The sequence below is a fragment of the Novibacillus thermophilus genome (assembly GCF_002005165.1).
GTDB lineage: Bacteria > Bacillota > Bacilli > Thermoactinomycetales > Novibacillaceae > Novibacillus > Novibacillus thermophilus.
This window is the reverse complement of sequence record NZ_CP019699.1, coordinates 930688-949650: the sequence shown is the minus strand read 5'-3', so window position 1 is coordinate 949650 and position 18963 is coordinate 930688. Positions and strand designations below refer to the sequence as shown.

Here is an 18963-nt window from a genome sequence, read left to right as displayed (position 1 = left end):
AATCGTTACAAGATATGAGCTCTTAAGGGAGATTAGAACCTTGAATTGGCATCGTAGCAACTGTCAGCGCTCATCACTTTCGGCATGCTTTCGGTTAAGAAAAGAAAGGCGGTAAATTTGCCGCGGCCTCCCTTTCGTCGCGACTTTCTCAACCCCGACGATCTCAACCACGCCCGCATCAAGCCACTGCAACAGGATCCGATGTGTGCTTCGAACGGTAACACCCAGAATAGGAGCCAGTTCTTGTGCTGTATATTCCACCTTGCCGTGCGCGTTCACTTGAGCCAGCAGTTTACTCATGTATGTGGCCGTCATCCCCGCCTTTTCCGCTTTTGAAAGCAGCTCTTTATCTGTTACGGATAAGTCGTACACAAGCGGGGGCTTCATTTCCACCGGTCCGATGACGCATTTATCCTCTCTGACGATGTAACAAACATTGCCACCGGCTTCCTTCGATTGGCGAAGGGCCAACCTGGCGTGCGTACCGGCCTCGTTAGCCGACCTGCCGAACCCGATCCCAATACGCAAGGACAGGCCCAACGACTTTTCACTTTCTTGTAGCAGGGGAATATATTTATACCCTCTCGTCTCCCGTTCAAAAATACCACGGGTGGTAAAGAAGAGATACTCTCCTCCGCCGAGGTTGGTTAAATGCCCTTCCAGAGACTTCACGTAATCGAGAAACACTCTGTGAATGTCGAGTTTCATTTTTTGCACTTCGTGTTCTGAAGAGGTGTTTTCGACCAACTGGTTAAAATCGTTAATTTGAATGAGCCCGACGACAATTTGTGACTCTTTCATCCGCCTCGACTCCGTGGAGAGAAGAGCCCGTTCCAGTGACACCACAATATCCTGCTGCGTCGGCATCACCCACTCGTTCGGTACGTCAGCAGCTGACAGACGATCTGCAACTGCTTTCTCCCCGGTTAACACACCGGTACACCTTTTTTCCAAAAATTGCTCTTGATGAAAACGCAAAATTTCTTCCAACGTGTTAGAAGGTAATTCCGGAAAGCCAATCAGTTCGGAATCGCCTTCCCCCAATTCGCGCAACGCTTGCTTCACGATTGCCTCTGAAAGGGAATCAATGGACAGTTTGTCTAAACTCGACCTTTTTTGTAAGCGGAATAACGCACTGTACAACCCCGCCCCAGACAGTGGGACATAATGTGCTGGAATGTGCAAATTCAAACAGTCCATTGCTCTCCTATAGGGGCGATACCCTGAAAAACACAACACCTCTACATCGTCTTTTAGCGATTCAACTAATGGCGGCACTTCGTGTTCATTCTCGTACACACGCACCATCGGATAAAAGTTAGGGAACAACTTTAACGCCGAAACCATTTTTTGTACGAGAACGTCATGGCCGATCACTCCGATGGCGATTCCCATTTTTCGCGTCATGACAAACGCCCCTCCGTATGAGTGACTACTTCAACCACTCCTGAAGGTGTGCCATCACCCAGTCATCGTCATTTAAATAGGGGTAATCCCGGTAAACCCGGTCAATCTCTTCTTTTTGTCCCTCTGACAGCTCTTCATTCGGGTTTAGACACCACCTTCCCTCTAGGAGGCCCTGCCTTCGCAACACCTCATGTATCCCTGGGATGCACCCTGCAAAATCGTTGGACGGGTCAAAAAAAGCGGCATTGGCATCCGTTATTTCCACTCCTTTTGTCAAGAGATCAGCTGGTACTGTTTCCCTTTTGGCACGAACTGTTTTGATTTCCTCCAGTAGTTCGACTGCTTTTTTCGTCCATACCGCCCAGTGACCGAGTAAACCGCCGACTATACGCTTTTCGACTACTTTCCCTTCTACGCAAAAACGGTACGTTGTCAGGAGATCCGCCACAATGTTGTCGTCATTTCCTGTGTACAGCGCGATCTCGTCACTGCGACTCGAATGGCATACGGCCCTCACAACATCTAACGTTTGGTATCGGTTAAACGGTGCGATCTTAATCGCCATGACGTTTGGCATTTCTGCAAGTTCACGCCAAAAGTCGTAACTCAGCCTCCGACCGCCAACGGAAGGCTGTAAGTAAAAACCAAAAACAGGCAGAATGTCGGCTACTTTTTCAACGTGCTGAATCAGTTCTCGATCTGTCCAGTCACTTAATCCGCCTAAGCTGACGAGCCCCAGATCGTAGCCGAGATCAGCGGCGATCTGTGCCTCTGATACAGCTTGCGCTGTCGGACCACAAACGCCCGCAACTTTGACAAACGGTCGGTCCAGCACGGCCTCTTCCACAGTTTCAGCGGCTAACCGCAGTACGGGTTCAAACAAATTGACGTCTTTGTCTCGAATTTCGAACTGGGTCGTATGCACTCCTATGGCAATACCGCCAGCTCCGGAAGCGATGTAATACCGCGTGAGGGCTTTTTGCCTCCGCTCGTCCAACGTTCGGGCAGCGGTAAGGGCGAGGGGGTGTGCCGGAATGACAACGCCATCGTGCAACGCCCTTTTTACGGAAGGGGGTAACGTTTTTTGGTCAGCCACGGCTAAAACGCCCCCTGTCTCTCTTGAAAATGGGTCGGTTTGTCTATGGTCAAGCCGTTTGCTTCTACCCATTGAGCGGTCCACTCCACCATCTGCAACAGAGAGACTCTCGGGTATCCGAACAACTGGTGCGACCGGGATGCATTGCTTAACAGGGCCGTGTCCTGTTCTTCATTTACAAATCGTGGAGTAACGTCGAACAATTCTCCGAATCGTTCAGCTAACCAGCGAACGGACACTGTTTCCGGTCCCGTCACGTTTAAAACGCGTGGCGGACTGGAACAACACGTGAATGCGCGAATCGCCATTTCGTTTGCGTCCCCTTGCCAAATGACGTTTACATGCCCCATCGCGAGATCTATAGGTTCCTGTTCTTTAACGGCTTTTGCAATTTCTAGAAGAACTCCGTACCTCATGTCAATGGCATAATTCAACCGGAAAAGGACGACGGGTGTCCCGTACTTGTGTGAAAAGTACTCCAAAACGCGTTCCCGCCCCAAACATGACTGGGCGTACTCCCCAACGGGGTTCGGCGGGTAATCTTCCGATGCTCCCCCTAGCGCAAGGGGTGTGAGCGGATACACATTTCCAGTGGAAAAAGCGACGATGCGGGATTTCCTAAATTTTTCAGCCACCCGCCCTGGCAAGTAGGTGTTCATGGCCCAACTAAAGTGTTCGTTTCCCGTCGTCCCAAACTTGTTGCCAGCCATAAAGATGACGTTTTTCACTTCCGGAAGCGATTTCAACTGCTCTTCTTCAAGTAAATCGACCGCCATTGTCTTAATGCCGTCTGCCTCAAGCTCTTCGCGCAATCTACCGGATGAAAAGCGGGAAACGCCTATCACTTCTTTATCTACCTCAGCCTGCTGAATAGCGTTTCGCGCCAACCGTGCAAGACTAGGGCCCATTTTGCCACCGACGCCGAGGATAAGAATATCACCGTCCAATGCTGCCATATCGCGCATCAAAGAATCTGACGGCTCTGCCAAGACCTTTTCCAATTCACGGACTGTTCTCATTTAACGGTTAACTTCCTTTCGATCATGGTGTCCTCATATTCTATCGGTTCGTTCCCTTTACAGACAAGTCTATTAATTGTCTTTAATTCAAATAGATAGTTTTTAGCGTCTCGTCAGCTGCACGACTTTTTTTGACTCATGGGACTCATACGCCGCTTTGACGACCTCTAATGTGCGCAGCCCGTCTTCTCCAGTGATGGAAGGGGCTCGGTTGTGTTTAATACAGTCCAAGAAGTCGTCTATCAAGCGTCTGTCCATATCTTCTGCCCATGGCAGCTGTTGCACCTTGCCATCTCGGTCATTGAAATAAAGAACAGACTGCTTGAACACGTCTACTGAAAGCGTTCCTTTTGTCCCGATCATTTCCATTTTGACGTCTCCCCACATCGGGAACGTCTTCGGCCGTGACCAGCTCGGGTCAATGGTGACGATCGTTCCAGACTCCATCTCCAGCGAGACAATCCCGCAATCTTCCACATCGATGTCGTAAAAGCGCGTATCCATTTCCGCATACACACTTTTAACTTCATCGTTCAACATCCAACGTACAAGGTCCATAACGTGAACGATGTGATCCGTGGCTGCGCCTCCCCCGGACATCTCCTTCTGAACAAACCAACCTCCAGGCATCTGCCCGTGGTTCGTTCCGTTAATGGCTAAAATGTCCCCTAACTCACCGTTTTGAACCATGTCTCGCACTCTCTCTACAGACGGAGCAAAGCGAACGGGATAAGCGATTTGGAGAATAACGCCGTGCTCCCTGCAGGAGTCGATCATCTCTTCCGCATCGCGTATTTCTGTCGCTATCGGCTTTTCACACAAGACGTGTTTGCCTGCCTGAGAGGCTTTCACGACGTGATCCCGGTGCTTGGCGTTCTCCGAACAAACCAAAACGGCGTCGACATCAGAATGTAAGAACTGGTCGAGGTCGTCGTAGTAACGCGCGCCAAATGCGTCTGAAGCTCGCTGTCCCCTGGAAGGATCATCGTCCCAAATCGCTGTTAACTCTGATTCAGGATGACGGTGTAAATGTTTCGCATAACTGTTCGCGTGCATGTGAGCAAAGCTGATCATGCCAATGTTCACGTCAATTCACCTCGTATTTTACAATTTCTACCGGTTTTCCGGAGGATGCAGATTTTAGCGCAGCCTGTGAAATCTCAACGGCTTTCAATGCGTCATGCGCCGTCACGATTGGGCGGGCACCGGTCATAAGGCATCTCGAGAAATGTTCTAACTGCCTTTGGTAGGGGTCTTTGTGAAGAGGGCTTTCCGGCACTGCAACACCTGGATCCACCCCTTTATCCTCATGTGCGCGCAACTGAAGGGAGAGGGGAGCGCTGTCTCGGCTGTCGTGCACGATCATCCCCTTGTCCCCGGCAATTTCAAACGAGGTGCGAAACGAAGGGTGGGCCCACGTCCCTTCCACGTGTGCTATCACTCCGTCTTCTGTTCTCAGTGTCACGAGTACGTACTGCAGCGGATTTGTCCCCTCTGAACGCACAACGCGACGGGCCATGACTCGCTCCACTTCTCCGAATGTCCACCTGAGCCAATCGAAATCGTGAATCATCATATCGAGAATGAGCCCGCCACTCTTCTTTTCGTCGGCATACCAATTTTCCCACGCCCGCGGAAATGGGCCTCCGCGCGACAAGCGCACGATCCCCGGGTTTCCGATCTTGCCCTTTTTCACCTGTACACGGGCATTCACATATTCGGGAAAAAAGCGGACGACTTGCGCCGCGTACAGTTCAACGCCGTTTTGCTCGCAAATGTCTATCATGTCTCGAGCTTCCTTCACGTCCAGCCCGAGAGGCTTTTCACAAATGATGTGCTTGCCCGCTTCCGCTGCTTTGGTCACAAACTGTTTATGAAGATAAGTCGGCAAACAAATGTCGACGAGGTCGATATCTGGCTGTTCCAAGAGTGCTTCCAGTTGAGAATACGGTTTTGCACCATACCGAGAGGCCACAGCTTCAGTTTTTTCTCGGTCCAGTGCCGACACAGCAGCTACATTAACGTCGGAAATACGGGACCACGCCTCAACGTGCACGTTCCCCATCGTTCCTAATCCGATAACAGCCACATTTAACATAGTCTTCATTCTCCTCAATTATAAGTCTTTTCGCACTCATTTCCTTCTCACATTCTCTTTTAGGCATTTAAAGACGTTCTCTTGACATCACCCTTTCATCCCGGTCATTGTAATCCCTTCAATAAAGTACCGCTGTAAAAAGATAAAAATGAGAATCAACGGCAAGGAAGCCATCAAAGCCCCGGCCATCAGCAACGGGTACTCCGTCGCATACTCCCCTTGGAACGACGCTATTCCGATCGACAGTACCCTCATCGAATCCGAGCTTGTAACGACGAGGGGCCAAAGAAAATCGTTCCACGCATTTAAAATTGTAAAAATCGCGAGAGCGACTAACGCCGGCTTCGACAAGGGGAGCACAACTCTCCAGTAAATTCCAAAGTAAGAACATCCGTCAATTTTAGCCGCTTCATCCAATTCTCTCGGGATCGACATGAAAAATTGGCGCAGCAAAAAAGTCCCAAATGCGCTGAAAATACCCGGTACAATTAACGCGTAAAGTGTGTCAAACCACCCCAACTCCCTGACAATGACAAAGCTTGGGATCATCACGACTTGAGAAGGGACCATCAAAACTGAGAGCAAAGCGATGAAAATGACATTTTTCCCCGGAAACGACATTCTTGCAAAAGCAAAAGCCGCTAAAGAACAAAGGATGAGCTGACCGACTGTTCGGCCCACTGTGACCGAGATCGTGTTCAGGTAATAGGTCAAAAAGTTGACTTTCTCGAAGACCTCGACGTAATTATCCAGTCTCCACACTTTCGGTAAAATCGTCGGCGGCACTTGCATCGATTCGGCAAACGATTTGAAAGACGTGAACAACATCCACAAAAAAGGGGCGACCATGACGAGCGATCCCACTATGAGCACCAAGTGGATGGCAACTTTTTTAGTCGACGGATACACCACTTGCCCTCCTTTCTCCCATCACTGATAATGAACCCACTTTTTCTGAAAATAGAACTGAAAAAGGGTGAGCACGAGAATCACGGTGAACAAAATTAAGGCTTGTGCGGAAGCATACCCCATCTCAAAGTATTTAAATCCGCTCTCCCACACCCCGTACACGACTGTCCGGGTTGGCTCGAGCAGCGCAAAGTTATCCCCGATCATGACAAAGATCAAATCGAACACTTGCAACGAGCTGATCAACGACGTGACTAAAACGAAGAATAAACTGGGTGTCAACAAGGGCAGCGTAACATGCAAGAACTTGTGAAAATCAGTTGCTCCATCCAGTGTGGCAGCTTCGTAGTAAGAAGTAGAAATACTTTGGAGGCCTGCAAGTAAAATGACAATATTGTATCCTACCGTCATCCAGATTTGCACGACAATGACGGAAAGGAGTGCGACTCTTTCGTCAAAAATCCATTCAGGTTGAGGGAGCCGCAAAAAACCGAGGACCACGTTGATCATACCGAAGTCCGAGTTGTACAGCCACTTCCAGACCATCCCAACTGCGATCGGCATCGTAATGGCCGGTATAAAAAACAACGTGCGGTAAAAGACCGCTCCTTTAATCTTCTGGTTCAGCAGCACCGCGATGACTGTGGCCAGCGCAATGGAACAAGGTACAGCTCCTAGTGTAAAAAGGACCGTATTCCACACGGACCGCAAAAATGTCCCGTCTTGCATCAAGTCAATGAAATTTTGCACACCGATGAAATGGGGAGTGGTCAATCCGTCCCACTCGGTCAAGGACAGATAAAAGGATGTTACGGCAGGCGCCATATAAAAAATGCCCAGCCCACACACTAAAGGCGCTATGAACAAATAAGCCCACATCGCTTCTTTCCTTTTGGCCTTCGATCTATGCCCAACAGGCTTCCTTTGGCGTACTGTGGTTGAAAAGACTGGTTGCTTCACCTGTCACCCTCCCTTCCTAACCGTAAGACGGTTACAAGCGATTCAGTTTTGTCAAGGCCCTTTACTCTGATCAGCTAAAATTTCGTTCATCTTCTCGGCCACGGCCTCTGTCGCTTCATCGATCGACGTTTGGCCTAAAAGCATTTTTTGTATTTCTTCGTTTTCAACATCCTGCCATTTTGTCGTATTTTCAGACACGGGGTAAGGGACCCCGAATTCAAGACTGTCGATAAACACCTGCAAATCGACAGAAGGAATGGATTTAATCCAAGCTTCCTCTGTCCCTTTGTAAGCCGGGATGCTAAACCCTGTTTCAGCCAGCCACTGTTCAGACTGTTCGTTTGACAATGTTTTCAACAGCTCCCATGCGAGCTTTTCACTTTTTGTATTGCTGTTCATCACCCAGCTGAGCCCGTGAATGATCGTTGCTCGCTCTTTCCCTTTTGGCAAAGGGGCGACCCCTAAATCCTCTCCCAGCATGTCATACAAAACGGGGGCGTTCACGGAAATCTGTGGCAGCATTGCCGCTTTTCCTGAACCGAATATTTGGTTAATCCCTGATTCAATCTGCGTTTTAGCCGTTGGAGATATTCCTTCGTCCATCATCCTTTTCATCCATTTGAACGCAGACTTCGCCTCTGGAGCATCAAAGCCTGACAGAGTTTTGTCCTCATTGATGACGTAACCGCCTGCTTGGTGGATGTAATTGTAATATCCTTGCTGATTCGAATACGGGGCGATGTACCCGTAGATGCCGTTCTTGTTATCGGTCAGCTTCCTCCCCACCTCTTCAACAGTCTCCCACGTCCAAGTTTCGTCGGGGTATGGAATGCCCGCCTCATCAAACAGTTTTTTGTTGAAGAACAAGCCGATGACGTCTTGAAAATATGGAAGTCCATACAATTTCTGGTCGTAAGCATACAATTCTTTGAGTGCAGGCGTGTAGACACTCGTATCCAGATTGTCGCGTTCAATTAAAGGTTGCAGATTTTTTATTAACCCTAAAGAGGCATATTGATAAAAGTTTGGCCCGTTCATCCAAAACACGTCAGGCCCTTTCTTGCCTGCCAAGCTCGTGCGCAGTCTCGTGAAGTAGTCATTGTACGGCGTGTAGGTGACGTTCACATTGACGTCAGGGTGTTTCTCCTCAAACGCCTGAACTGACTTTGCCACTGCTTCACTCACATCAGGGTCCCACAAGGCTACATCTAACTCCACTGCCCCGTCCGTTTGTCCACTGCCACACCCGACGAGTAAGGAGATTAAAATCAAAAGGAGTATGAACGGTTTACGCATCAAAACTCTCCCTCCATTTCAGAGAGTGAGACAAACTATCTTTTCACCTATCGTCGACTGACTATTTTTTCAAAGTTGCGATACCCCCTCTGTATCCCCTCCAGTTCGCTCCCAGCTCCTTCGTATTCCAACACAATAGCCCCTTTGTACCCGCAGTTCTTCAGCCGCTCTAGCACAACCGGCACGTTGACATCGCCTTCATGGACCGAGACGCCCTCATACACTTTCCCGGTCAAGGATCGGAAACGCCCGCCGGTTTGCAATTTAAAATCTTTTACGTGTACGTGCTCTACATACGGCAGTAAAGCGTCAAGCGCTTCTAAAGGGTTTTCATCCACCAGTAAAAAGTTCCCGACATCGTACGTCAAACGGAACGCGTTACTATTGACCTGTTCGACGATGTCTTTCACTTGTTCGCTCTTTCCGGCAAAATGGCCGTGGTTTTCTAAACAGAGCATTATGTTTTGTTCTTCAGCCACTTTTGTCGCTTTTTTCAATCCGTCTATAATCCACCCTCTGCCCTCCTCATACGACAAACCTTTTTTTACGTCGCCGGCAAAGACGCGAACGATGTGCACACCTAGCCTTCTAGCGATGTTTATGCCGTCTAGTACTTTTTTCAACTCCTTCTTTCGCTCGCCTCTGTCGAATTGCACGAGATCGTTTCCAACTGCGTAGCTCGCGATGCGTATCCCGCAATCAGAGGCGTACTGAATCACCCTCGGCAACTCCCTCTCGACGTCATGCCAAAAGACGTCCAGCAATTCTACTTCTTCGACACCTTCGTCCCGACAGTAGGATAAAAAGTCGATGACAGTCCAATCTCTTTCTTGTACCGTGCGGTGCACACTCCACATGCTAAGGGCTAATTTCAAGGTGAACCCTCCCGAACTTTTTTCGCTGGCGAGTCATCTTAACCAGACACTGCTCCCGCTTTTCGCGGATTCGTTTGCAGCCAAAGTTATTTGCAATGTCTTCACTGCTTCTTTGAACGGTGCCAGTATTAAACTCGGATTACCCGTTTTAACGGCTTCGATAAACGCATCGTCCTGTTCTTTGTAAAAATCGACACTGCTTCTGTACGTTGTCGTGCAGTCCCCTTCTGCGATTGAGAGGGTAGTCCCATCTATCACGGCGCGGAAGTCCCGTCCCAAAATTTCCACACCCGAACGGTGGTCCGGTTGGGTGAAGGACGTCGCCATATGTCCAATTGCACCGGATGTAAACACTACGTTCACTGACCCTACATCGGGGATGTTCAGTCCTTCGACATCGTGCATGGCACACAGGGCCATGTCCGCAGATACCTTCTCCACATCCCCTGCGAAGTAGCGCATGAGGTCGACAATGTGTGTCGCCTGTTCGACGAGCTGCCCGCCCGATTTGGACATGTCCCGCCACCACGGCGTCGAAACAAACATTGTTAAATAGTAACCGCGAACCATGGCGACCGTTTTGTCTATTATGTATTCCTTCAATCTCTGAACGGTATCGAGGTACCGCAGACAATAGCCGGTACCTGCCAAAACACCGGATGCTTCAATCGCCTTCGCTTTTTGCTTTACAGTGTTCATGTCCAAGCCGACCGGTTTCTCCACAAAAAGATGAATCCCCCGCGCTGCCGCTTCTTCTTCGATGGTGCCGTGGGCAAAAGGAGGTACGCAGACGAACAGGACATCTAATTTTTCCTTATCCAGCATTTTTTCCACGTCACGGTACGGTGCGGCACCGTACTCTGTCGCTTTCGCACTCAATACGTCTTCATTTATGTCGCAAACGGCGACGAGTTCCACTTGCTCGTTGAGATTCAAATGGTGCAAGTGGGTGCTGGCGATCCCGCCAGCTCCAACCATCCCGACTCGCAAGATTACCGCTCCTCCCTTATACTTGCACGTCTCATGATCATGTCCAAATGCCGAGACGTGTCGTAAATGAGCTGAAACGGCGCCTGTTTGTATGGACTGAGCTCAGCGGTAAGTGCGCCATCGTAACCGACCTCACATAACGCCGCATACACTGCTTTCCAATTGACATCTCCGGCCAATAGAGGGACAAAACCGTCTATGTTCCCTACCTTCGTACAGAAATCCTTCACGTGTACCTTTCGAATTCGCTCTCCTAAAAGGCGGATCCACTGTTCTGGATAACCGAATGGGAGGACATTTCCGACGTCGAAGTACACGCCTACACAGTCCGACTCAAACTGATCGACGTACGCGGCCATCTCGAGAGGAGAAAGCAAAAATTTATTCCACACGTTTTCGATCCCGATGACGACGTTTCGCTGTTCCGCTGTTGTAATCAGTTTGTGAATCTCTTCCTGACTGTTTTTGTAACACACCTCATAAGGCGTGTTTGCGTTCACAACGCCTGGCACGACCAAAACTGTATCAATGCCGAGTATTTCTGCCAATTCCAGTTGCTTTAACACGACTTTTCTCCCTTGTTCCCGGACATTAGGATCTGGATCTGAAAGGGGCGATTCCCACAACAACCCTGTCGACAAACTTTGGAGGTTTAAACCGTATTTCAGAGCGAGTTTCCCGATCGCCTCCGCTTCTTTCACCGTTGTGTCCATCGTGAGCCCGACTCCGCCGACAGGGTTGAGATTTAATTCAACGACGTCGAAACCGGCAGAACTGGAGTGTTCAAAAACTTCTTCCAAAGAAGTGCCCTGTGGAAAGCACCACTGGTTGATTCCCTTAAGCAAGTGATCAACATCCCTTCATCGTAAAAATTGAGGCACACAAGCCATGCGTTTATAAGCGGACCGTCTTTCCACTGTTGCGACTTTCATTCGCTGCTTCGATGAAACGAACGATTTCCAAAGTTTCTTCTGGATGTATGGGGGCTTCTCCCGTCTTGAACATTGTCATTATATGCTCCAACAAACTGGCGTAGTAAGGTTTTTCATCTGCGTACACGTCTACGAAGTGCGTCCTCTCGTTCCGATGAAGAAGTGCGCCAAACGTTCGATTCCCTTGACGGTTTCCTCGCACGGTTCCCAAGCGTCCGTCTGACCAGACTCCGACGACGACATCGAAGTCATCGTTCGCTTCCGCTCTCACGTGTCGGCACCCTCTTCCCAGGGCGGCAAAAAGCATTTCCACTGTGTGAATGCCATACCAAAACAACCCCGGTTGGGTCGGTTGGAGCTCCATCGGGCCGTAAGCGTCTACGCCAATAACAGGACCGCTCTCTTCGTCATCGAGGGCCCCCCTAAACCCTTCGGCATACCTGAGCGCCGAGCAGCTCATCACAGGGACTCGGTATTTCTCTGCTTCTCGTAAGATCATTTCGGCATCAGCGCTAGAAACGGCAAACGGTTTGTCAATAAACGTTGGTTTGCAATAAGGTGCAATGCGCTTAAACTGTTCCACGTGAACGCGCCCGTCGACAGATTCTAACAAAATGGCGTCGCACTGTTTTGCCACCGCTTCGGGAGAATCGACGATCGTGACACCGTAATGTTCCCGAAGTTGATTCGCATACGTGTCAACGCGGGAGTAGCTCAATTCAAAATCCGGTGACCCTCCGGGGAAAGCGGCAATCACCTTTCCCCCGGGAACGTGATATTGGTGGCCGGGATCGTTTAGCAACTCGGTAAAAGCCGGTGCGTGCGACGTATCCAAACCGATCATGCCTATTTTCATCTCATGTCCCACAAAAGCACACCCTCCTCAACTGTCGTCTACCTTATGCAGTCAAATGGTTTGCGACCTTACGTACAGCTTGGATGATGTCGTCTATGTCCCGTTCGGAGTAAAATTCGCTGACCGGAATTCGGATAGCCGTCTGTAAAATGGCTTCGGCGTTTGGGCACAGGTTGGAATCGTACCGAACATTACTTAAATCAAAGGGAAAGCGACTCCTTTCGTACGCCTGGCGGTTTTGAAAAAGACTGTACCGGTACACCACTTGCGGGATGTAACCGGCAGAGCTCGGAATGCCTTCCGCATTCAAAGCGTCTGAAAACCGATCGCGGTCGCACATGACCCGGAACATGTAAAACCAGTAGGAACACGTGCCACCTTCCGTCACTTTGTGGGGGAAGACACCCGTAAGACCTGAAATCCCCTCCGTAATGCGGTCACCGTACACCTGTCTCGTTTTACAAATCCAGGGCAGTTTTTTCAATTGAGCGATACCGACCGCGCCTTGTAACTCCGTCATGCGGTAGTTCGGCGCTAACATCTCGACATCCCGATTGACGCTGTCTCCAAACCGTCTATAGTTTTTGTCAGCAAACGCGTGAACGCGGTGGTAGTCATCTTCTTCACCCGAATTGACAGTGACGATTCCTCCGTCGCCAGTGGAGATGTGCTTAAAGTCATTCGTGCTGAAACAGCCGTAGTCCCCGATGGTGCCGACCAGTCTTCCTTTGTAATAAGATAAGTAACTTTGTGCACAGTCTTCTACGACTTTTACATTGTGTTCCCGGGCGATGGCCATAATCTCGTCCATGGAGCAAGGGTTGCCCGCCAGATGAACCGAGAGGATTGCTTTAGTACGGGGTGTAATGCGTTCCCTCACCGATTTTGGGTCCATAGTGTACGTATACGGGTCCAAATCGGCAAAAACCGGTACGGCGTTTTGATACAAAATCCCCACAATCGTCCCCATATCGGTGATCGGGGACGTGATCACTTCGTCTCCGACACTTACCCCGCAAGCGAGTAATGCGACGTGAATCGCTGCCGTGCCGGAAGAGGTCGCGACACTGTATTGCACACCGTAGAGGCGATTAAATTCTTCGAGAAAAGTTTTAACCTTTTCACCAGAATGATAAAAAAGTGTATTCTGCTCCAACGCTTCAAGCAGATGTTTAGCTTCTTCCAGCCCAAAGCGCTTCCCTGTGGAAAACGGCTCTGTCTTGACTTTCGGTCCCCCGTGCAGTGCTAACGCAGGATCGGTCGTTTTTGTCATTTTATCGGGCTCCCTCTCCTTGGTTTAATTCCATTTTTAAAGACGTCGTCCCAGGTGCGATGTCAGTGACGATGCTGAGACAAGGAACCCCCCACCGTCTCGTCACCTGTCCGTATTCCGCTCGCTCTTCTAAAGGTATGTGAATGACGCCTCTTTTTAACCCGGTGTCGCTAGTAACGTCTAGTTCAGCTTCGACCGCTGAAATGGACCCCTTTTCGATGCGAACAGAGCGGCGCGCCCTTTCCCACCGGTTTATTTGCTGGGACGTCCACCAAGGCATTCCACGCTGAATTGCTTCCGCCAACAGCGTTTTTAGCGCTTTCCGCACAGACTCGCTGTTGTGAATGTGCACCTGGTGAAACAGAAAGTGGGCGACGCCTTCCACCCTTTCCACTTGATCAAGTAAAGGAAACACAATGTCACTTTTCCCCCAGTAATCTGAAAGGTCGAGGTCTTGTGTCAAAAATCCGATTTCCAACAAGTCGTAAATGCGGTTTTCTTCGTCGTGCCATGCGATCGGCTTGTACGGGTGACACGTAGCGAAGACGAACCCCCGGTCCCCTCCTTTGCTCGGCCCCCTCGTCTGGTCCACTTCGATGCCGCATTCTTCACACCAAGCGAATAGCTCTCCCCACCCTTCAAAACGAGTGTAGTGATTTTTATTGCTCGTTACGCCATCTAATGCGGCCACCTCTTTTAACCAGTGATACTGGCGCCTGAATTCCCTTCTATCCCATTTTCCGTTTTGCTCTTCCAGCGCATTGTAATGAAGCGCCAGTTCGTGACCGGCTTCTTTTACTCGCTCATAAATATGTGGGCTGTATCCGGGTTCCATCATGCACCAGGTAGAGTTCACCGCAAACGGTTTCAACAGATCCAGCGTCGTCTCTGCTGACGCATCGATGTTTAAATCGCTGTCGTGTGATAGGTGTGCAACAGCCTTAACACCAGCAGGCCAGTATCCTATAACCGGAATAGTATATCCCTGCCGCAAAGCCCACTTTACAAGGCAGCGCACGACCGCCTCCCGCCACAGATCGCTGTAAGGAAACGCAAAGTATGCACCGCCAGAAGGTGTAAACCTTCGATCCCACTCCCAATCTTGCTGCAACGTGTCTTCCGCTTTTAAAATACCGTCGTCGAGGGGAGCGGTGCCGTCAGGCGCAGGGGCCCCGTCGTGACGCACAGGCTGATCACCTTGCTGAAGGAAGACCATCGTTTTAAACACATCGACCGCACAAATGTCGATCCACCCTTTTTCAAAAGGGGCTTCATACCAAACGGGCTGAAGCGCCGGGCCTTCCGGCGTCAGTCGCATTTCCCCCTCTCCTCTCCAATTTAAAGTGCTGCTCCGCGTAGTTTATAAAACGGTTGAACCGATCACATTGTTCAACCGGTAAAAAAATACCCAGTTGTCAACTTGCCTAAAAAACAAGATCTCATCGCGGGTCTTTTCATTCCAGACAGCGCGGAGCGATTGATTCACAGCGTCTTCCGCATTCAGTGGTTGCAGGCCCTCCCATATCCGCTGGTGATCGCAAGTGCAGAGCAAACCAAGGAAAAAGGTTCCGTCTACAACATAATGTCCATCTAACATTTCCGCTAGTTTAGGGTCTAACGCCACCGGCCCACGGAGCGCCTTTTGTGCCACTTTTTTTAATACGAGTTGGCGACTCTCGTCTGCTGCATCTACGATGAGCTGGCGGTACTGTTCAAGGGATTGCTGTTTGATCAGTTCGTCTGCTACCTTTTTTAACGTTTCAATCATTTCGTCCGGGGTCAACATCGGTTTGTGTATGTAGTCCCGAACCCCGAATTTCATCGCTTGGCGCACGTATTGGAAGTCGTCGTAACTGCTTAACACAACAATTTCACAAGGGATTCCCTTTTCCCGTATAGTTTCAATCAGTTCTAGCCCGTCCATGACCGGCATCCGGATATCTGTTATGACAATATCGACGTGCTCTTGCTCGAGAACGGCTAACGCTTCCTTTCCGTGTGAAACATCGGCAACCAACTTAAAACCGTTCGATTCCCAGTCGACAATTGACTTCATCCCAGAACGCACGAGTAACTCATCTTCCACTAGCAACACGTTCACTTCGTAATCCCCCTCCTACTTTCTCACAGTAATTGGCCAGATGACGCGAACTTCTGTACCACAGCCCGGTTTGCTCGTCACATCTAAAGAAGCAGGTGAACCGAATTGCAACCGCAACCGGTCACACACATTTTTTAAACCGATTTTGTTAAAATGCTCGCCGTGCCCGTCTTTCTGCTCGTCCGACAGCAATGATTCAGTTTGTTTCTGCTCCATCCCGACACCGTCATCGCGGACGACGGCGACGTTCATCCCGTCCTGAACGTATAAATCGACATCGATGTTCCCTTTTCTCTTCAACGGAGCGATACCGTGAAAAATGGCATTTTCTACGATCGGTTGCAACAGAAACGGCACGACCTTGTGGTCGTTCATGCATTCGCCCATCCGTATCCGAAATTCAAACGGCTCATGCCGCATTTTCATCAAATCTACGTAGTACTTCAGCAGACGGGTCTCGTGTTCTAGCGTAATCAAATTGTCTTGGTTTTTAGCGCTAAATTTTAAAAGGTAGACAAACGAACTGATCAACTCCGCCAAGCGTTGATTCCCCTCCATGAGGGCCATCCACCGCATGCCGTTCAACGTATTGTACATGAAATGGGGATTGATTCTCGCCTGTAACGCACTTAACTCTGTCTCCCTTTTTTGCCGCTCACGCTCTTGAATTTCGTTTACTAACGCCTCGATCTGTTCGACCATGTGATTAAACCCTTGCGTCAACTCCCCCACTTCATCCCTTTGACTCACAGGTACAGCTTGCCAGCTGTTAAAGTTTCCTTTTTCGACATCTTTCATTTTTAACTTTAAACGGGACAGCGGTTTCACAATTCCCGAAGAGATGTAATTCGCCAGAAAAAGCGCCATGACAAGGAGCAAAACCGTCAAGCCTATCATAAAGTTGCGAATGTGTTTAGATTTTTTAACCAGCTCGGTTTTATCGGCAAAATAAGTCGAGGTCCAACCCGTCACGGGTGACACTGTACTCACTTGCAACAACTCATCTCTGTTCTCCCATTTGCTTAACTCTTCACTCGCCACAACAGGCTTTCCTTCTTTATCTAAAATGACCAGGTTGTTCTCGCCAGTATCCACTCCCGTTAAATGTTCAAGGGTTTCAATTTCGACGTTGATGGCAAGGACCCCGATAGGGTCCAGCGTTTTCAAATTTTTAATGACGCGGCTGAACGTCACCACCTGCTCAGGTCTTTTATCAAATTTGTTATACAGCTGTCTGTCCTCTCTCGGTCCGCTTAACACCCACGCCCCGTCCTTGGCTACCGCCTCTTGATACCACTGCTCTTGAGTACCGTCGTAAGACGAATTCCAGCGCCTTTTCGGGTGATAGTAGTAATTCCGGTTGTTGGACCCGTAAATCACGATGCTCGAAATATCCGGCTTTAGGTCGCAAATCCTTTTTAGAAAAGCGGATATTTCAACTTCGCCTCGATAATATTCATTTGAGGGAACAAAAGGCTGCGTCAAGTGTCTCTGAACGACAGAACTTTGAAAAATGTTTTTAGAAAGATTATCGATATCTATAAAAAATTGATCGAACTGCTGATTGGCCAGTTGAGATACGGTGTCAAACTGTTCAACCGCCTTTTCTTCTAAAATGTTAGCGCTTTTAATATAATTCACCATTGCAACTAAAGACAAAGGAATGATTAATAGAAGGACATAGCTAAACAAAATTTTATTCTTGATCGTATTGAACCGAGAAAGGAGCTTTAACACGACAAACACTCCTGCCTTCAGCATTTTTCATAAAAATGTGTTCTCTACAAACTCATTTTAAAACAATTTTCACCTCTGAAAGAAGTTTTTTCGAAAAAATGCAATGTGTTCTTTGTCACCTGTCGCACCGCTTCGTGAAACCGCATATGTCGTGGATCAGATTTATCGCCATTTAATCGTCAACAGAGCTAATGTAATATGAATTATAAAAGCTGTTGATTTATTTGGAGGTCAACGATGAAAATTCAAAGGATAGATGTGTTTCCGCTCATCTTCCCGATGAAGCGCAATTTTTCCATTTCCGGCGGTTCGGTTGGAAGTAAAGAGAGCGGTGCGACTCACGTTTATGTCAAAATAACAGCAGATGACGGAACAGTCGGGTGGGGAGAGGCCCGACCGAGTCGCAGGTGGAGCTATGAAACACTGGAGAGTGTTACGAGTACGATCCGCAAGTATTTAGGCCCTGCCCTCATAGGAAAAAGTCCGCTCTGTTTTAAAACGTTACACCAAAGGATGAACCTAGAAATCGCATCCGGAACGACGATCGGTCAGCCCATTGCCAAGTCGGCCATTGATCTCGCTTTACACGACCTAGCAGCCAGAAGCGAAAACAAACCGTTGCCCGGAGTCTGGCAAGAGGCTATCCCCGGTCCTGTTAAACTGTCTTACTTAATTAGTACAAGCGACCCAGAAGAAGCCGCTCAGTTAGCGTCAAAGGCGAAAGCAGAAGGTTACAAAGGGTTAGATGTCAAAGTAGGGTTAACCCCAAAAAGGGACATTGATGTCATTAGAGCCGTCAAAGAAGCGGCCCCTGATCTCTTTTTCCGAGTGGACGCCAACCAGGCTTACACGCTGAGTCAAGCGATTCAGTTGGCAAAAAACATGGAAGCTGTCGGGGTCGATGTGTTCGAGCAACCCCTCCCTGCAGGCGATTTGTTCGGCCACGCAAGGTTGAGAGCCCGAGCTGGCGTCCCTATCGCCCTTGATGAAAGTGTGTGGTCCCCCCGGGACGTCGTGAATGCCGTCCGTACAGAAGCAGCAGATACGATCGTCATCAAAACGTCCAAAATGAGGGGCCTGTATTACGCCCGCCTTTGTGGTCTAATCGCCCGGGAAGCTGGTCTGGATTTACTCGGCGGCGGGTTGACTGAATCGACCATCGGCCTCACCGCCAGCGCCTACTTATTCGGAGCCCTCAACATTACGACCCCTGTTGATTTGAACGGTCCTCTTTTTCTGGCTGACGATGCGGTTCACTCCGGCACCACAATTCGTGACGGATGTATCCACTTTCCCAATGATGTCGGAATCGGTTGCACAATTGACGAAGAGAAAATTGTGAAATATCGTGCCCAACTGTAAACGTCAAAAAAGAGGTTGTCACAGACTATCAGCTTTCACTGACTACCTGGAC

At 49.3% G+C, this 18963-nt stretch carries 17 protein-coding genes; 1 reads left to right on the top strand and 16 read right to left on the bottom strand.

All coding sequences use genetic code 11. The features are described from left to right. Window positions 1-63: 63 nt before the first annotated feature. The 16 genes from B0W44_RS04645 to B0W44_RS04570 form a co-directional block, all read right to left on the bottom strand. Entirely contained in the window at window positions 64-1407 is a 1344-nt protein-coding gene (locus tag B0W44_RS04645; RefSeq protein WP_077718984.1) for a helix-turn-helix domain-containing protein, read from the bottom strand. A gap of 25 nt (window positions 1408-1432) precedes the next feature. Continuing rightward, window positions 1433-2503, bottom strand: a complete 1071-nt coding sequence (locus B0W44_RS04640; protein WP_228441511.1) for a dihydrodipicolinate synthase family protein — start codon at window positions 2501-2503, stop codon at window positions 1433-1435. A gap of 2 nt (window positions 2504-2505) precedes the next feature. Further along, window positions 2506-3522: an NAD-dependent epimerase/dehydratase family protein gene (locus B0W44_RS04635; protein WP_077721259.1), complete on the bottom strand. Its 1017-nt coding sequence runs from the start codon at window positions 3520-3522 to the stop codon at window positions 2506-2508. Window positions 3523-3624: 102 nt separating this feature from the next. Next, window positions 3625-4608: a Gfo/Idh/MocA family protein gene (locus B0W44_RS04630; protein WP_077718982.1), complete on the bottom strand. Its 984-nt coding sequence runs from the start codon at window positions 4606-4608 to the stop codon at window positions 3625-3627. 1 nt (window position 4609) lies between these two features. Further along, window positions 4610-5629 carry a Gfo/Idh/MocA family protein gene (locus B0W44_RS04625; RefSeq protein ID WP_228441508.1) on the bottom strand — a complete coding sequence of 340 codons (1020 nt, stop codon included), beginning with the start codon at window positions 5627-5629 and terminating at the stop codon, window positions 4610-4612. Between the two features lie 78 nt (window positions 5630-5707). Further along, complete coding sequence (locus B0W44_RS04620) at window positions 5708-6469, bottom strand: carbohydrate ABC transporter permease (protein WP_077721258.1); 762 nt, start codon at window positions 6467-6469, stop codon at window positions 5708-5710. 81 nt (window positions 6470-6550) lie between these two features. Beyond that, window positions 6551-7489, bottom strand: a complete 939-nt coding sequence (locus tag B0W44_RS04615) for a carbohydrate ABC transporter permease (RefSeq protein ID WP_418304072.1) — start codon at window positions 7487-7489, stop codon at window positions 6551-6553. Window positions 7490-7540: 51 nt separating this feature from the next. Then, on the bottom strand, window positions 7541-8785 hold the full coding sequence (locus B0W44_RS04610; RefSeq protein WP_077718979.1) for an ABC transporter substrate-binding protein: 1245 nt from the start codon (window positions 8783-8785) through the stop codon (window positions 7541-7543). Between the two features lie 47 nt (window positions 8786-8832). Further along, window positions 8833-9660, bottom strand: coding sequence for a sugar phosphate isomerase/epimerase family protein (locus B0W44_RS04605; protein ID WP_077718978.1), 828 nt, complete (start codon window positions 9658-9660; stop codon window positions 8833-8835). 33 nt (window positions 9661-9693) lie between these two features. Next, window positions 9694-10653: a Gfo/Idh/MocA family protein gene (locus B0W44_RS04600; RefSeq protein WP_077718977.1), complete on the bottom strand. Its 960-nt coding sequence runs from the start codon at window positions 10651-10653 to the stop codon at window positions 9694-9696. Continuing rightward, on the bottom strand, window positions 10653-11450 hold the full coding sequence (locus tag B0W44_RS04595) for a sugar phosphate isomerase/epimerase family protein (RefSeq protein WP_335582655.1): 798 nt from the start codon (window positions 11448-11450) through the stop codon (window positions 10653-10655). Before B0W44_RS04595 ends, B0W44_RS04600 begins: the two co-directional genes overlap by 1 nt. A 94-nt stretch (window positions 11451-11544) precedes the next feature. Continuing rightward, window positions 11545-12438, bottom strand: a complete 894-nt coding sequence (locus tag B0W44_RS04590; RefSeq protein WP_077721257.1) for a Gfo/Idh/MocA family protein — start codon at window positions 12436-12438, stop codon at window positions 11545-11547. A 43-nt stretch (window positions 12439-12481) separates the two neighbouring features. After that, window positions 12482-13711 carry a DegT/DnrJ/EryC1/StrS family aminotransferase gene (locus B0W44_RS04585; protein ID WP_077718975.1) on the bottom strand — a complete coding sequence of 410 codons (1230 nt, stop codon included), beginning with the start codon at window positions 13709-13711 and terminating at the stop codon, window positions 12482-12484. Window position 13712: 1 nt separating this feature from the next. Beyond that, window positions 13713-15029, bottom strand: coding sequence for a polysaccharide deacetylase family protein (locus B0W44_RS04580; RefSeq protein ID WP_077718974.1), 1317 nt, complete (start codon window positions 15027-15029; stop codon window positions 13713-13715). A gap of 42 nt (window positions 15030-15071) precedes the next feature. Continuing rightward, window positions 15072-15812 (bottom strand): response regulator, encoded by a 741-nt coding sequence (locus B0W44_RS04575; RefSeq protein WP_077718973.1) that lies wholly within the window; start codon window positions 15810-15812, stop codon window positions 15072-15074. A 15-nt stretch (window positions 15813-15827) separates the two neighbouring features. Next, a complete protein-coding gene (locus B0W44_RS04570) occupies window positions 15828-17573 on the bottom strand; it encodes a sensor histidine kinase (protein WP_077718972.1) in 1746 nt (581 codons plus the stop codon). Between the two features lie 213 nt (window positions 17574-17786). Between B0W44_RS04570 and B0W44_RS04565 the strand changes: the two genes are divergently transcribed. Then, complete coding sequence (locus B0W44_RS04565; protein ID WP_077718971.1) at window positions 17787-18911, top strand: mandelate racemase/muconate lactonizing enzyme family protein; 1125 nt, start codon at window positions 17787-17789, stop codon at window positions 18909-18911. The last annotated feature ends 52 nt before the right edge of the window (window positions 18912-18963 follow it).

Bases quoted from the DNA above. Each gene is read 5' to 3' on its own strand.
- B0W44_RS04620 (WP_077721258.1), bottom strand. From the start codon at position 6,469: ATGGTCGCCCCTTTTTTGTGGATGTTGTTCACGTCTTTCAAATCGTTT.
- B0W44_RS04585 (WP_077718975.1), bottom strand. From the start codon at position 13,711: ATGACAAAAACGACCGATCCTGCGTTAGCACTGCACGGGGGACCGAAA.
- B0W44_RS04565 (WP_077718971.1), top strand. From the start codon at position 17,787: ATGAAAATTCAAAGGATAGATGTGTTTCCGCTCATCTTCCCGATGAAG.
- B0W44_RS04610 (WP_077718979.1), bottom strand. From the start codon at position 8,785: ATGCGTAAACCGTTCATACTCCTTTTGATTTTAATCTCCTTACTCGTC.
- B0W44_RS04570 (WP_077718972.1), bottom strand. From the start codon at position 17,573: ATGCTGAAGGCAGGAGTGTTTGTCGTGTTAAAGCTCCTTTCTCGGTTC.
- B0W44_RS04645 (WP_077718984.1), bottom strand. From the start codon at position 1,407: ATGACGCGAAAAATGGGAATCGCCATCGGAGTGATCGGCCATGACGTT.
- B0W44_RS04635 (WP_077721259.1), bottom strand. From the start codon at position 3,522: ATGAGAACAGTCCGTGAATTGGAAAAGGTCTTGGCAGAGCCGTCAGAT.
- B0W44_RS04625 (WP_228441508.1), bottom strand. From the start codon at position 5,629: ATGAAGACTATGTTAAATGTGGCTGTTATCGGATTAGGAACGATGGGG.
- B0W44_RS04590 (WP_077721257.1), bottom strand. From the start codon at position 12,438: ATGAAAATAGGCATGATCGGTTTGGATACGTCGCACGCACCGGCTTTT.
- B0W44_RS04580 (WP_077718974.1), bottom strand. From the start codon at position 15,029: ATGCGACTGACGCCGGAAGGCCCGGCGCTTCAGCCCGTTTGGTATGAA.